The sequence below is a fragment of the Ruegeria marina genome, from assembly GCF_900101475.1.
GTDB lineage: Bacteria > Pseudomonadota > Alphaproteobacteria > Rhodobacterales > Rhodobacteraceae > Ruegeria_B > Ruegeria_B marina.
In genome coordinates, this window is the sequence record NZ_FMZV01000007.1 from 197,008 (window position 1) to 209,753 (window position 12,746).

Consider the following 12,746-nt stretch of genomic DNA (forward strand, 5'->3'; position numbering starts at 1 on the left):
CTTGCTGTCGATGGCGCCCGGATTCGCAGCACGAGGAGCATAGAAGCGTTGTTCCTCAAAGGGTGAGAGAGGAGGCCTGGAATGCTGCTATCTTACAACGACCTGCGCCGCTTCGCGATCGAGGCGGCGGATGGAAGAAAAGGCCATGCCGAGGATTTCTATTTGGACGACGAAAGCTGGCGCGTTCGTTATCTCGTGACCGAAACCGGGTTCCTGTTCACCAGACAACAGGGCCTCGTGAAATCCACGCTCCTTGGCACGCCTGACGTAGAGAGGCGGACGGTTCCCATTGCGCTGAACAAGAAACAGCTCGATGAAGCGCAAAGCCCGGACAAGCACCCTCCGGTCAGTGTGCAGCAAGAGCACGCCGTTCGGCATCGGCAGTTCGAACTTTGGCCGGCGCTCATGCTCGGAGTTCCGGGCGCCGCCTACACGCCGGCGAGAGCCGAGCACCAGCTTTTCGGCGGACCGGAGGCAGAACGCAACCTCGGCGATGCGCCGCAAAACCCTGAAGATCCGCACCTTCGCAGCATGGCCGAGATGATGGGCTATGCCGTGCGTGCGCGCGACGGCCAGATCGGATCAATCGTCGACTTCCTGTTGGATCCGGACGGCTGGAAGATCCGGTACATCGCTGCGGACACCGGCACATGGCTCCCGGGCCGCCAGGTCGTCATCAGGACCGACTGGATTTCCGCCGTTAGTTGGGCAGATCAGAGCATTGCCGTCGACGACACGAAGGAAACGGTCGAGCAGTCCCCGGAACTGACGCAGATCGAAGATCTTGAACGCAGCGATGCGCATCTGGCTTTTACGCCTTACGGGGCATACGGCGCCCATCCGATGTAGACGTTTTCGCCTGTCGCCGTGGATGCCCGCGTGGCCGATGCATCGATCCGGTGGCGCGCCCGCAGCCATCACGAATGTCCCCGAGATGCGGCGGCCCGTAGCCCGGCGACGTCTTCCTGAGCCTGATGGCGACGATGGGTTTGCCCAGGCTGCACGCACGGGTGGCGCTGTCGCTTATGATGAAAAAACAGTTCCCCAAAATGCCGGGCGAAATGCTCATAGGCAACGCGAAATGCATCGAACATGAGGTGTTGCCAAATGCCGCGTGATTGACCTGAAAGCACCCGGCAGGAGGTCACTCCGGCCGCGGTATAGGCTCGATCCTGACCTCATCCACATCGTTCGGCTTGCCCCGGGAAGTTGACGGTATCCTCACCGTCATAAGTCAACCCGTCGCTTCCGACGACCTGCCAGAGAACGTCGACACTGTCCGGAGGATTGCCACCGACCCGTGTCAGGTCGAAAGTGGTCCCCGATACAGGAGCGGACACATTGGTCAGATCGACCATCATGCCTTCATATTGGCTGAAATTGCCGTTGCCCACCCCGATGCCGCCGGCATTGTTCGGGGTGGCGTCGTATTCGCCCGTAGCATCGAACAACGTGACGTTATTGGAGAAATCGGCCTCGTCACCCGACGAGAACAGGAACCCGTCAAAGCTGATCGTGCCGGTATCACCGTGTGGGACGGTGAGTACTTCCTGCGGTCCACCAACCAGGATACGCGACAGATCGACCGGCACTTCGATCGCTTCGGCTCCAGCCAGTTGCTTATTAACGAACTCGGCTTGATCGACACGTTCGTCGGGGTCAATGACAAGCGTGTACCAGAGGTCGCTGGCGTCACCGTTCAACGTGCCATCGGTAAAACCGAGGTCCAGATCGTCGAAAACACCGCCGTCATGGCCGTTGTCCACATTACCGTGGTCGGCGCTGGATTCCAACGTATAGGGCACCCCATCGTCCAGGCCATCGCTGCCGGCAACTCCGGTCAGATTGTTGTAATTGTCGAGCAATGAAAAAGTGCCATTGTTGCCAGCTATCGTGTCTACACGAAGTGGCTGGAGGCGGGGAAGTTCATCTGGCCGGCCAGTTTAGCAGCCCTCTTCACAGGCGAAGAGGGCCGCTGGTTTTCTTATAGTAAACTTTTCAGTTCAAATCCGCTATCCGCCACTTGCTTCGGGTCAGGTGAGCAATTCGCATCGATCAAGCGTTTTCCGATCATGTAGTTTCGCGGATCATTCATGGCATCCACAGCCAGCAGTTTTCCATCGTTGTAATACCAATGAGAACATGTACGCGACGAAGAGCCCGACCTGACAAAAACTTGGTCGTAGCCAGAATTGAGACCGGCAATCTGAAGTTTGACATCGTATTGGTCCGACCAGAACCACGGTCTCGGAGTGTAGCACTCACGTCCTCCGAGGATGTTGGCTGCCACAGCCTCGGCCTGATCTATTGCATTCTGTACGCTTTCGAGGCAGATCAAATTACCTCGAAACTCAAACTTCGCGCAATCACCTGCAGCCCAGATGTGCGGATCACTGGTTCGACCAATTCGGTCGACGATGATACCGTTGCTGCATTTCACCCCGGCGGCTGACGCCAATTTGTCATTGGGCGTAACGCCAATTCCCGCGATGACGAAATCGACTTCCAGCCTGGCGCCGGTGGACAGGCGAGCCGTTATCGGGTCGCCTTCGAGAAGGCGCTCCAAACCGGTATTTTCCAAGATCTCAACGCCGTGCTCTTCATGCAGCTTGCGAAAAAAATTAGACGTTTCCGGTGCTGCCACGCGCTGCAGGATACGGTCAGCCATTTCGATCAGGGTGACTTTGAGGCCAAGCTTGGCAGCCACTGCCGCGGCCTCCAGACCGATGTAACCACCACCCACGACAAGAACGCGTCGACCGGCCTGAAATTCCGGAGCGATGTGATCGATATCTGCAAGCGTTCTCATTACGTAGACACCGGTCAAATTTCCTCCGATCGCAGCGGGAAGCGCTTTGGGAGACGCGCCGGTGGTCAGCGCAAGTTCGTCATATTGAATTGTCTCATCACGCAGCTTGAGGCTACGTTTCTCTCGGTCGATTGCCGAAACGTGCACACCTCGAAGCAATCGGATGTCATTTTCTTGATAGAAACGTTCCGGGCGCAAATAGAGCCTTTCGAGGTCCATTTCACCCAACAGATACTTTTTGGACAGCGGTGGGCGTTGGTAGGGCAGCGCTGTCTCATCGCCGATCAAGGTAATTTTCCCAGAGAAATCAAGACTGCGCAACTTTGCAGCCAAAGACGCACCAGCCTGACCCGCGCCGACGATCGCGATGTGTTTCAAGGTAAGTTTCCTCCCAGTTAGTATTCAAACCACACGATGAGGTGGGTCGCGTTGTTCGAAAAACGCGACGAGATTTTCAAGGGCGGCCATGCCCATTTGGGTCCGCGTTTCTTCCGTGGCAGAGCCGAGGTGGGGCAGCAGAATGGTGTTGTCCAATGATCGAAGCTCTGCAGGCACGTCCGGCTCATGTTCGTACACATCCAGTCCAGCGCCTGCGATCTTTCGATATTTCAAGGCCCGGATCAGCGCTTCCTCACAAACGACTTCTCCTCTGGAGACGTTGATCAGATGTGCGGTCGACTTCATGCGGGCCAAGTTGTCAGAGTCGATCATGTGATAGGTACGGCTACCTCCGGGAACTGTGATCACGACAAAATCCGCCGTTGCGAGAACCGTGGGCAAACTCTCCTGTTTTGCCGGCAAACCCTCCAGCATTCGTGACGAACGGTTAAAGAAAATGACATTCATCCCGAAGCCGAAATGCGCTCTGCGCGCGACAGCTTGCCCAATCCGGCCCATACCGACGATGCCGAGCGTTTTCTCGGTTACATGCTGACCAAGCATCTCGATTGGGTGCCAGCCTTTCCAGCTTCCGGAACGGACCATGCGATCGCCTTCAATTGCCCTGCGCGCACTCATGAGAAGGAGAGTCATGGCAAGATCTGCGGTCGGTTCGGTCACCGCATCCGGGGTGTTGGTTACGGTTATCCCTGCGGTTTGTGCCGAAGCGAGGTTGATGTGGTCGGTTCCAGCGCCAAAGTTGGCCAGGATCCGACACCGAATGTTTGGAGCGGCTGCAAACACATCGCTCGAAAAATCATCCCCCAACGAAGGGATGATGGCATCATAATCGGACAAGGCCATTTGCAGGAAGCCACCCTCCGTTCGGCCTGTGTCTGCGCGAACGTCGGTGTCGAACAAGCTTCTGGCTTGCTCAAGAACGGCTCTTGGCAGGGGGCGTGTGATGAGCAGTCGCGGCCGCATCGAGATTTTTTCCTCTGCTTCTTCTGCCTATTTGCCATCAAAACACCGGTGATTCGTCGTTTTTCGAGGGGGTTCGGATGGAAAAGATGAGTGTTTTAAAGATGTTATAAAAACTTACCAAATAGTTTGACCGATTGCTATGATTTTGTTCAACTGAAAATGGGAGGACCGCAAAATGATTGAGACTTCTGGCCTGAAATCGGGCTTTGTTTGGCAGAGTGAGCGCGAATGAAGCGTTTCTGGGCCGACTACACCAGCCGTGAGTTTTCGGAACTCGAAAGAGAGCGACTGATTGCCGTTTTGCCAATTGGCGCGATCGAACAGCATGGGCCGCATCTTCCCATGTCCGTAGATACCTGCACCGTCAACGGGGTCGTGACGCGTTTGGCGGAGCGCCTGCCGGACAGCGTACCCGTACTGTTCTTGCCGCCCCAAGCGGTATGCAAGAGTGATGAGCACATCGATTTTCCGGGAACGCTGACGCTTTCGCCGGAAACATTTATCAAGGTACTGATTGAAACCGGTGCCAGCGTGGCGAGGTCCGGCGTGCGCAAGCTCGTGTTCCTCAACGGGCATGGCGGCAATATTCCGGTCATGGACATTGCCGCACGCGAATTAAGGATCCATCACGGCATGATGGCCTTCGCGGCAAATTGGTTTGGGTTCGGAATGCCAGATGGTCTCTATTCAGAGGTCGAAAGGTCTCATGGGATCCACGCAGGCGACATGGAAACGTCGGTGATGCTGGCCCTTGATCCGGCAAATGTGAGCATGTCCGCTGCACGGGATTTCCGGTCGAATGGTCAGGATCTTGCCGAGCGATTTCGCCATTTGGGTTTGGGGAAGGGTGTCAAACCCGGCTGGAAAACCCAGGACCTCAACACATCCGGGGCATGTGGCGAAGCTCATTTGGCGACCGCCGAAAAGGGTGAAGCGACATTGAACTATGCGGTTGAGCGTCTCGTCTCGGCCTTTTCCGAAATCGATAGCCTGCCGCTGGCATGGCTTGATGGCAAGCCGGAGTGGTAACCCATGATGGAACAGAAAATTCTCCCGGAAGCTCCTGTCCAAATTGAAATGTCGAATGTCGACAAACGGTTTGGAAACAACGTCACGGCCGTGCAGGGGATGTCACTGCAGATCCGGGAAGGTGAATTCGTGAGTTTCCTCGGGCCGTCGGGTTGCGGCAAGAGCACGGCGTTGAAGATGATCTCGGGTCTCCTGTCGGTGTCCTCCGGAGCAATTTCGGTCAACGGCCACCCCGCAGGTCAGAGCATAGATGGCAGCGATGTAGGCTACGTATTTCAGGAAGCCACCTTGATGCCCTGGGCTACGGTTTTTGACAATGTTTACCTTCCTTTGAAGTTGCAAGGGCTCAGCCGCAAAGAGGCTGGGCCGCGGGTCCGAGAAGCGTTGGATATGGTTGGGTTGGCGAAGTTTTCAGCTTCCTATCCGCGGCAATTGTCGGGCGGCATGAAAATGCGGGTGTCGATTGCGCGGGCCATGGTCACGAAGCCGAAGCTTCTGCTCATGGATGAGCCTTTCGCGGCGCTGGACGAGATGACCCGGTTCAAGTTGAACAACGATGTGCTGGATCTGTGGAAGTCGCAGGGGCTGACAGTGATCTTTGTGACCCATTCGGTGTTCGAGTCCGTCTACCTCTCAAGTCGGGTGATTGTGATGGCCGCACGTCCGGGGCGTGTTGTTCACGATATTCCCCTGCCCGGAGGCTATCCGCGGACCGGAGAATACAGGACCACGGCAGAATATGCAGAGACCTGCCGTCTGGTAAGCAACGCTTTGGAAGGGACCATGGACAATGTCGACATCAACCATTGAGCGGAGTGCCCGAGGCAAAACAGAAGTGAAGACTGCGGATCCGGCTCTTCAGGCGATGCTGAGAGAACGCAATCTTCGCATCATCATGCCGATTGCCTCCATTCTCGCGGCGCTAGGACTGTGGGAGTTCCTGGTCTGGTACAATGATGTGCCGCATTACCTGATACCTGCACCCAGCCTCATCGCGAAAACGCTGATTCAGGACTGGGCCACGCTGGCGCAAAGCGCCTGGTTCACCGTCAAGCTAACCCTGCTGTCCCTATCGCTCGCGATTGCCGGCGGCGTGTTGCTTGGCATGCTGTTCGCGCTTTCCCGGACAGTCGAGATAAGCTTGTTTCCCTTTGCCGTAATTCTTCAGGTTACACCGGTCGTCGCGATTGCGCCGCTTATCCTGATCTATGTGGAGAGCACGTTCTGGGCCTTGCTGATCTGCGCCTGGATCGTCGCCTTCTTCCCGATCCTGTCGAATACGGCGATTGGCCTGCGCAGCGCGGATCACAACCTGCGCGACATGTTCCGTTTGTACCAGGCAACGCCCTGGCAAAGGCTCCGCTATCTGCTGATACCGTCGGCGCTGCCCTATTTCATGGCAGCCCTGAAAATCGCCGGAGGCTTGGCACTGATTGGCGCGGTAGTTGCCGAATTCGTGGCAGGTACTGCAGGTCAAAACACTGGTTTGGCGTCGCGCATACTCGAGTCCAGTTTCCGGAACGAAATTCCCCGGATGTTTGCGGCGCTGTTCCTGGTATCGGTGTTGGGGATCATCATCTTCCTGACGACATCCTGGCTGTCGCGTGCTGTGCTTGGTCACTGGCACGAAAGCGAAATCAAGCGTGAACTGTGAAGCCAATGCGGGACTATGGGATCAAAACCATCGAAGGCGCGCAGCTGGTTGGGCGCGCCGGGCGTTGGGACCTGTTCATTGCCGAAGGGCGGATAACCGCCCTGCGTGCATCGAATGCAAACGGGGGCGGCGTGATCCTGCCCTTGCTCGCGGATATTCATACACATTTGGACAAGACGTTTACATCTTACCGGATGCCGCAACGCGCTCAGTCCCTTTTTCATGCAATCGAAATGATGGGCGCCGATGCTATGGATTGGAGCGATGCCGACCTACGTGAAAGAGCCGAAAAGGCGCTGGCCCGGGCCTATTACAATGGTACAGGATTTATCCGCAGTCATCTGGACTGGACTGGCGCGCAAACGCCGCAATCTTGGCATGTGCTGACCGAGTTGGCGCAAGACTGGCGCGGACGGGTCGACGTGGAGCTTGCTTCACTGACGCCACTTGACGACCTGGTTGTCCATGGAGAAGCCATTGCCGATACGGTCAAGGCGAGCGGTGGAGTACTTGGTGCCTTCGTGTACCGCAATACGGGTCTGGCAGGAAAATTGGAGCAAGTCTTCGATCTGGCCGAACGCAACGAATTGCGCCTGGATTTCCATGTCGACGAGGGGCTTGATCCGGAAGCATGCGGCATTGATGCGATCATCGCGGAAACCCGGAAGAGAAACATGCAAGGCAGGGTGCTTTGCGGGCATGGATGCGCCTTGTCAATCCGCCGGCCAACTGATGTTGCGGATATTCTGTCCCGCGGTGGAGAAGCCGGTATCGGGTTGACGGTGCTGCCGACCTGCAATGCCTACCTACAGGACGTGGAGCCGGGCAGAACGCCTCGGCTGCGGGGGCTCGCGCCTCTTCAGGAAGCGCGCGCAGCTGGAATTGAGGTCATGCTTGGGTCCGACAACGTGCGCGATGCCTTCTACCCCTATGGCGACTACGATCTTTTCGAGGTTTTCCGAACCGCCGTGTTGTCGGCTCACCTTGCGCCAGATGACTGGATTGATGCCATCAGCGAGGCCCCTGCCAATTGGACAGGACGGCGCATGCGCCTGCGGGAAGGCGGCCCAGCAGACTTCATCAGAATCGCCGCAGATGATTTGGACGACGCGGTCAGCCGCCCCCGTGCGGCGCGCCAAGTCTGGCGCGGCGGTCACATTCTGGCAGAAAATCAAGGAGACTTTTCATGACTACTTCGTACGACTGGGAGGCTTTCAAGGCTTCGCTTGGCGGAATCCGCTGCCATGACGAAGTCAACTATCTGGCGGCGCGGTCCCGCGACTATTTCTGGTACAGCCCGATCCTGAACGAGCAGTTGGATGGAATTATCGGTGATTTGCTGGTGGTCCCACAGAGCGTTGAAGACGTGATTGCAGTCGCTGCCGCTGTTGCGCGATACAAGATTCCCCTTACCCTGCGCGGAGGCGGGACCGGCAACTACGGCCAATGTGTTCCATTGGAAGGCGGCGTCATCATGGACTTGACGCGCCTGGACAAGGTGCTGGAGATCACAGCCGGACATGTAAAGGTTCAAGCCGGGGCGCGTATATCGCGGCTTGATGATGCCGCTCGGGAGACCGGGCAAGAACTGCTCATGTATCCGTCCACGCGCCAGATGGCGACCATTGGAGGCTTCATTGCCGGCGGGTCCGGCGGGATCGGTTCCTTGCGCCACGGAATGTTGCGTGACCCTGGCAATGTTACCTATCTCAAAGTGGTTACGGTGGAGCCAACTCCCCGGCTCATCGAACTGACGGGCGACGAAATCCAAAAGGTCCAACACGCCTATGGCACAAACGGAATTGTGGTCGAAGTTGGGCTTGCCCTGACAAAAGCAACCGATTGGATCCACACCGCAGCTCTGTTCGACGGTTACGGGCAGGCTTTGCGCTTTGCTGCTTCAGCACAGGAAGACGGGTTGGATTGTTATCTCCTGACCGCAGTGGAGCGGCGGTTTTCGCCCTACTATACCAAGTTCGGCAAGCTCTTTCCTGCCGACCGCGATGCGGTTTTCGCGATGGTCGCGCCCGACGAAATGCTTCGGTTTCAAGCAAAAGCGGAGGAAATGGGCGGGCGGATCTCCTTTGCCAAAACCAAATCCGAGATAAGGGCGGCGGGGCTTCAGCCGGCGTATGAATGCGGATGGAACCACACGACCCTGCAGGCCTTGAAGGTGGACAAAGGCTGGACCTATCTGCAGGTTGCCTATCCCCCAGCGTTTGACCCTGAATTGGTGGAGCGCCAGATGGCGCGTTACGGGGACGAAATCTTCTGGCACCACGAAATGGCGCGGATGGGAGGGCGGATTCAGATATTTGCGCTGCCCTTGGTGCGCTATCGCGGCAAGGACCAAATTTACCGGTTGATTGCCGAGTTGGAGGACACGGACGGGTGTACGATTTTTGACCCGCACGTAGTGACGATCGAAGACGGCGGTATGAAGGAAATTGATACTGCACAGATCGAGTTCAAGAAACTGGCCGATCCATATGGCTTGATGAATCCGGGAAAAACCCGGGGCTGGACCGCGGACATGGCCCGCGTTGACTGAAACCAAACAGGGAAAACCAACATGAAAACTTTTAGAACTGTACTTGCAGCCCTGGCTGCTACTGTGGTCGCAGGAGCGTCTTGGGCATCGGACAAGGTGGTCTTTGGGACCAACTGGCTGGCCCAAGGTGGTCACGGTGGCTTCTATCAGGCCCTGGCCGACGGTACGTACCAGAAATATGGCCTGGACGTGGAGATCCGTATGGGCGGACCGCAAATGAACAACAGGCCGATGCTGGCTGCGGGCCGCTTGGACTTTCTGATGGCCGGCAACCTACTGCTGTCTTTCGACAATGTGCGAAACGGAATTCCAACCACAGTCGTTGCGGCGTTCTTTCAGAAGGATCCGCAATCGGTGATGGCTCACCAGGGGCAGTATGCGAACTTCGGAGCTCTAACGGAGGCTCCCACCATTCTCGTGTCGAAGGATGGCCAATTCAGCTTCTGGCAGTGGATGGTTGATGCGCATGGGTTTCGAGACGAACAGATCCGGCCCTATGGGTTTAACCTGGCCCAGTTTCTGGAGGACAAGCAGATGGTGCAACAGGCCTATGGTACAGCCGAGCCCCTGTACGCTGCGGCCCAAGGCGCGAATGTCGATACATTTCTGCTCGCTGACCATGGCTGGAACACCTACGCCACCACGATCGAGACCAGGCAACAGCTGATTGATGAAAATCCCGAATTGGTTCAGCGTTTCATCGATGCGTCGATCGAGGGCTGGTACAATTTTCTCTACGGCGACCGTACCGCTGCTTATGAGGCTATTATTGCGGCCAATCCCGAGATGACCGTTGAAAAGCTCGACAAGGAAGTCGCTCAGTTCGAGAAATTGGGCATAATCGACATTGGCGACGCGCTGGAAATGGGTATTGGTGCGATGACCGATGCGCGCATCAAGGCCTTCCATGACCTTGCCGTGGAAAGCGGTATCATTGAAGCCAGCGCCGTTGACCTGTCGAAAGTCGCCAATACTGGCTTTGTCAACAAAGGGCATGGTCTTGATATCAAGTCCCGCCTGACCGGCAACTGACGGAAGGGCGGCGGCGTGAGAGTACTGATTGTTTTCGCTCATCCCAGTGAGCAAAGCTACGGCGCCGCCCTATTGGCCACAGCGAATGAGGCGTTGGTTCAGAATGGTCATGATGTGCAGGTGATCGATCTGTATCGCACGAATTTCGATCCTGTACTCAGTCTTCAGGACTGGAATGATTATATTTCCGATACCGGCCGGTTGATCGAAAAGGTTTCCCCACATGTAGAGGCGATGAGATGGGCCGAAGCCCTGGTCCTGGTCTACCCGACTTGGATGTATGGCCCTCCAGCCATTCTAAAAGGATGGCTGGAGCGAGTGTGGTTACCCGGTGTAGCGTTCGACATTCCAGATGGCCTGAAGAAACGAGCCCGCGGGAAACTCCAGAACATCAAGAGCTTCACCGTGATCACGACTTCCGGCTCGCCGTGGTGGTGGTTGAGGCTGATCCGCGACCCAGGCCGTTCGCTTCTGGCGCGCGGATACAGGGTTCTGTTTCATCCGCACTGTCGCATGCGCTGGCTGCAGTTACATGATATGAACCATCGCTCCGGTCCGGATCGGGCGAGATTTATAAAACGAGTCAGCCGCACAATGGCGAAAATTTAAGGATGGCGGATTTAGGGGAAAGAATGACAGCTGCAGAAAAGAAACGGCGGGAAATGCGCGAAACGATCCGCGACGCCTCAATACGCGAGTTCGCCCGAAACGGTCTCGCTGGAACTTCCACGCAAGCGATCGCTGATGCCGCAGGGATCACCAAGGCGCAGTTGCACTACTATATTTCTTCGAAGGAAGAGTTATATCAAGAAGTGCTTCGCTACATTGTCGAGCAATGGCGAGAGATTTTTTTTCTGGCCGCGTCGCCCGAAGATCCCGCCACGGCGATTTCGAGATATATCGAGCAGAAATTGAAGCATGCGTTGGAATATCCCGACATATCCAGATTTTTCGCACGCGAAATAGCACGCGGTGCTCCTGAAATGTCACCTCATTGGTGCGGTCTCCGGAAGGCCGTAGAAGAAGCCAGCGGAGTCATCAACAGGTGGATCGAAGGGGGAAAGATCAAACCGGTCGATCCCCTGCTTTTTCAGATAAACATGTGGGCGGTGACCCAACACTACGCCGAATACGAGGCGCAGGTACGGGTATTGATGAACAAAGCGGCAGATGCTCCCCTCGATGACGGCAGGATTATCAAAGAGGCCACGACGTTGTTCTTACTGCGGTGTGGTCTAACGGAGGAGGGAATGGTGTCATGAAGGCACTCAATCCCACGAGTATTGCACCGCCGTTCGGAAACTATTCGCATGGTATCACCGATGGGCACTTTGTGGTGACATCAGGTCAACTGGGCCTCTCGAAGAATGGTGAAGTTCCGAATTCAGTTGGCGCACAAGCAGAAATTTGCTTCGCAAATATTCATGCGATCCTGACGGAATGCGGTTTGGATTACTCCAACGTCATTCGGTTCAGCGCATTTGTGACCCGGCGTGAAGACATGGCGCCATATATGGAGGTTCGGGATCGAGTGCTTGAGGGACTCACTGTGAAACCGGCTTCAACCTTGTTGATTGTATCCGGGTTTTCGCGACCGGAGTTTCTTGTGGAAATTGAAGCAATTGCATTGCGGGCGCAGTGAGAAAGGATTCCATGAATACCGTAAGTATTACGTTTGTCGAGCATGATGGCACTGAGAAGTTCGTCGTAGTGCCTACCGGCGGGACTCTGATGGAAGCTGCGCGGAATGAAGGAATGCGCGGAATCGATGCTGAATGCGGAGGCGCATGTTCTTGTTCAACCTGTCATGTTCTTATTGGCGCCGATTGGTTCGAGAGACTTCCTGCCGCCACTGATTTAGAAATTGATATGCTTGACTTTGCATATCAGGCTGAACCGAACTCATCCAGACTTTCCTGTCAAATTACTGTCACGAAGGAATTGAACGGGCTCAAAGTGCGGCTGCCCGAACGTCAAAGTTAGGGTCAGGATTCATAACCAATAGATGACGGTCGCGGCGAGGGCGATGGCCGATAGGAACACCTCGGGGCATCGGTCATAGCGGGTCGCCACACGCCGCCAATCCTTGAGCCTGCCGAACATGATCTCGATACGATTTCTCCGCTTGTAGCGGCGCTTGTCGTACTTGATCGGCGTCTTGCGTTGCTTCCGGCCGGGAATGCAGGCGCGTATGCCTTTGTCTTTCAACGTTTCCCTGAACCAGTCGGCGTCATAGCCGCGATCTCCGAGCAGCCATTTGACGTTTGGCAGGCTACCGAGAAGCGCCCGCGCGCCGATGTAGTCGCTCA

At 56.1% G+C, this 12,746-nt stretch carries 15 protein-coding genes; 11 read left to right on the forward strand and 4 right to left on the reverse strand.

All coding sequences use genetic code 11. The annotated features are described in order from the left end of the window. The first annotated feature begins 81 nt into the window (after positions 1 to 81). Positions 82 to 849 (forward strand): PRC-barrel domain containing protein, encoded by a 768-nt coding sequence (locus BLT75_RS12135; protein ID WP_093031669.1) that lies wholly within the window; start codon positions 82 to 84, stop codon positions 847 to 849. A 329-nt stretch (positions 850 to 1,178) separates the two neighbouring features. Here BLT75_RS12135 and BLT75_RS12140 read toward each other — a convergent pair whose 3' ends face one another. The 3 genes from BLT75_RS12140 to BLT75_RS12150 all read right to left on the reverse strand — a co-directional run bounded on the left by BLT75_RS12140 (position 1,179) and on the right by BLT75_RS12150 (position 4,108). Continuing rightward, positions 1,179 to 1,865, reverse strand: coding sequence for a hypothetical protein (locus BLT75_RS12140; RefSeq protein ID WP_093031672.1), 687 nt, complete (start codon positions 1,863 to 1,865; stop codon positions 1,179 to 1,181). Positions 1,866 to 1,984: 119 nt separating this feature from the next. Further along, positions 1,985 to 3,187, reverse strand: a complete 1,203-nt coding sequence (locus BLT75_RS12145) for an NAD(P)/FAD-dependent oxidoreductase (protein WP_093031675.1) — start codon at positions 3,185 to 3,187, stop codon at positions 1,985 to 1,987. A 24-nt stretch (positions 3,188 to 3,211) separates the two neighbouring features. Continuing rightward, positions 3,212 to 4,108, reverse strand: a complete 897-nt coding sequence (locus BLT75_RS12150) for a 2-hydroxyacid dehydrogenase (RefSeq protein WP_342727450.1) — start codon at positions 4,106 to 4,108, stop codon at positions 3,212 to 3,214. Between the two features lie 291 nt (positions 4,109 to 4,399). Here BLT75_RS12150 and BLT75_RS12155 point away from each other — a divergent pair, with 291 nt between their 5' ends. Genes BLT75_RS12155 through BLT75_RS12200 form a run of 10 tightly spaced genes read left to right on the forward strand, consistent with a single transcriptional unit; the run spans position 4,400 to position 12,420 of the window. Then, positions 4,400 to 5,200: a creatininase family protein gene (locus BLT75_RS12155; RefSeq protein WP_093031681.1), complete on the forward strand. Its 801-nt coding sequence runs from the start codon at positions 4,400 to 4,402 to the stop codon at positions 5,198 to 5,200. Between the two features lie 3 nt (positions 5,201 to 5,203). Beyond that, the gene (locus BLT75_RS12160) at positions 5,204 to 6,010 is read left to right on the forward strand and encodes an ABC transporter ATP-binding protein (RefSeq protein WP_245706504.1); all 807 of its coding nucleotides are present in this window, start codon (positions 5,204 to 5,206) and stop codon (positions 6,008 to 6,010) included. Beyond that, a complete protein-coding gene (locus BLT75_RS12165; protein WP_176827975.1) occupies positions 5,991 to 6,854 on the forward strand; it encodes an ABC transporter permease in 864 nt (287 codons plus the stop codon). Before BLT75_RS12160 ends, BLT75_RS12165 begins: the two co-directional genes overlap by 20 nt. Positions 6,855 to 6,859: 5 nt before the next feature. After that, positions 6,860 to 8,044, forward strand: a complete 1,185-nt coding sequence (locus BLT75_RS12170) for an amidohydrolase family protein (RefSeq protein WP_093031687.1) — start codon at positions 6,860 to 6,862, stop codon at positions 8,042 to 8,044. Next, complete coding sequence (locus tag BLT75_RS12175; protein ID WP_093031690.1) at positions 8,041 to 9,405, forward strand: FAD-binding oxidoreductase; 1,365 nt, start codon at positions 8,041 to 8,043, stop codon at positions 9,403 to 9,405. Before BLT75_RS12170 ends, BLT75_RS12175 begins: the two co-directional genes overlap by 4 nt. A gap of 21 nt (positions 9,406 to 9,426) precedes the next feature. Next, positions 9,427 to 10,437, forward strand: a complete 1,011-nt coding sequence (locus BLT75_RS12180) for an ABC transporter substrate-binding protein (protein WP_093031693.1) — start codon at positions 9,427 to 9,429, stop codon at positions 10,435 to 10,437. A gap of 15 nt (positions 10,438 to 10,452) precedes the next feature. After that, positions 10,453 to 11,046, forward strand: a complete 594-nt coding sequence (locus tag BLT75_RS12185; RefSeq protein ID WP_093031696.1) for an NAD(P)H-dependent oxidoreductase — start codon at positions 10,453 to 10,455, stop codon at positions 11,044 to 11,046. 23 nt (positions 11,047 to 11,069) lie between these two features. Continuing rightward, complete coding sequence (locus BLT75_RS12190; protein ID WP_218128891.1) at positions 11,070 to 11,699, forward strand: TetR family transcriptional regulator C-terminal domain-containing protein; 630 nt, start codon at positions 11,070 to 11,072, stop codon at positions 11,697 to 11,699. Further along, positions 11,696 to 12,079 carry a RidA family protein gene (locus tag BLT75_RS12195; protein WP_093031702.1) on the forward strand — a complete coding sequence of 128 codons (384 nt, stop codon included), beginning with the start codon at positions 11,696 to 11,698 and terminating at the stop codon, positions 12,077 to 12,079. Before BLT75_RS12190 ends, BLT75_RS12195 begins: the two co-directional genes overlap by 4 nt. Positions 12,080 to 12,090: 11 nt before the next feature. Then, a complete protein-coding gene (locus BLT75_RS12200) occupies positions 12,091 to 12,420 on the forward strand; it encodes a 2Fe-2S iron-sulfur cluster-binding protein (RefSeq protein ID WP_093031705.1) in 330 nt (109 codons plus the stop codon). Positions 12,421 to 12,429: 9 nt separating this feature from the next. On the opposite strand, the gene BLT75_RS12205 is transcribed toward BLT75_RS12200, so the two are convergent. Then, positions 12,430 to 12,746 (reverse strand): transposase (locus BLT75_RS12205; RefSeq protein WP_143028551.1); only part of this gene is annotated, 317 nt, incomplete at its 5' end.

Bases quoted from the DNA above. Each gene is read 5' to 3' on its own strand.
- BLT75_RS12135 (WP_093031669.1), top strand. From the start codon at position 82: ATGCTGCTATCTTACAACGACCTGCGCCGCTTCGCGATCGAGGCGGCG.
- BLT75_RS12155 (WP_093031681.1), top strand. From the start codon at position 4,400: ATGAAGCGTTTCTGGGCCGACTACACCAGCCGTGAGTTTTCGGAACTC.
- BLT75_RS12160 (WP_245706504.1), top strand. From the start codon at position 5,204: ATGATGGAACAGAAAATTCTCCCGGAAGCTCCTGTCCAAATTGAAATG.
- BLT75_RS12165 (WP_176827975.1), top strand. From the start codon at position 5,991: ATGTCGACATCAACCATTGAGCGGAGTGCCCGAGGCAAAACAGAAGTG.
- BLT75_RS12170 (WP_093031687.1), top strand. From the start codon at position 6,860: ATGCGGGACTATGGGATCAAAACCATCGAAGGCGCGCAGCTGGTTGGG.
- BLT75_RS12175 (WP_093031690.1), top strand. From the start codon at position 8,041: ATGACTACTTCGTACGACTGGGAGGCTTTCAAGGCTTCGCTTGGCGGA.
- BLT75_RS12180 (WP_093031693.1), top strand. From the start codon at position 9,427: ATGAAAACTTTTAGAACTGTACTTGCAGCCCTGGCTGCTACTGTGGTC.
- BLT75_RS12190 (WP_218128891.1), top strand. From the start codon at position 11,070: ATGACAGCTGCAGAAAAGAAACGGCGGGAAATGCGCGAAACGATCCGC.
- BLT75_RS12195 (WP_093031702.1), top strand. From the start codon at position 11,696: ATGAAGGCACTCAATCCCACGAGTATTGCACCGCCGTTCGGAAACTAT.
- BLT75_RS12200 (WP_093031705.1), top strand. From the start codon at position 12,091: ATGAATACCGTAAGTATTACGTTTGTCGAGCATGATGGCACTGAGAAG.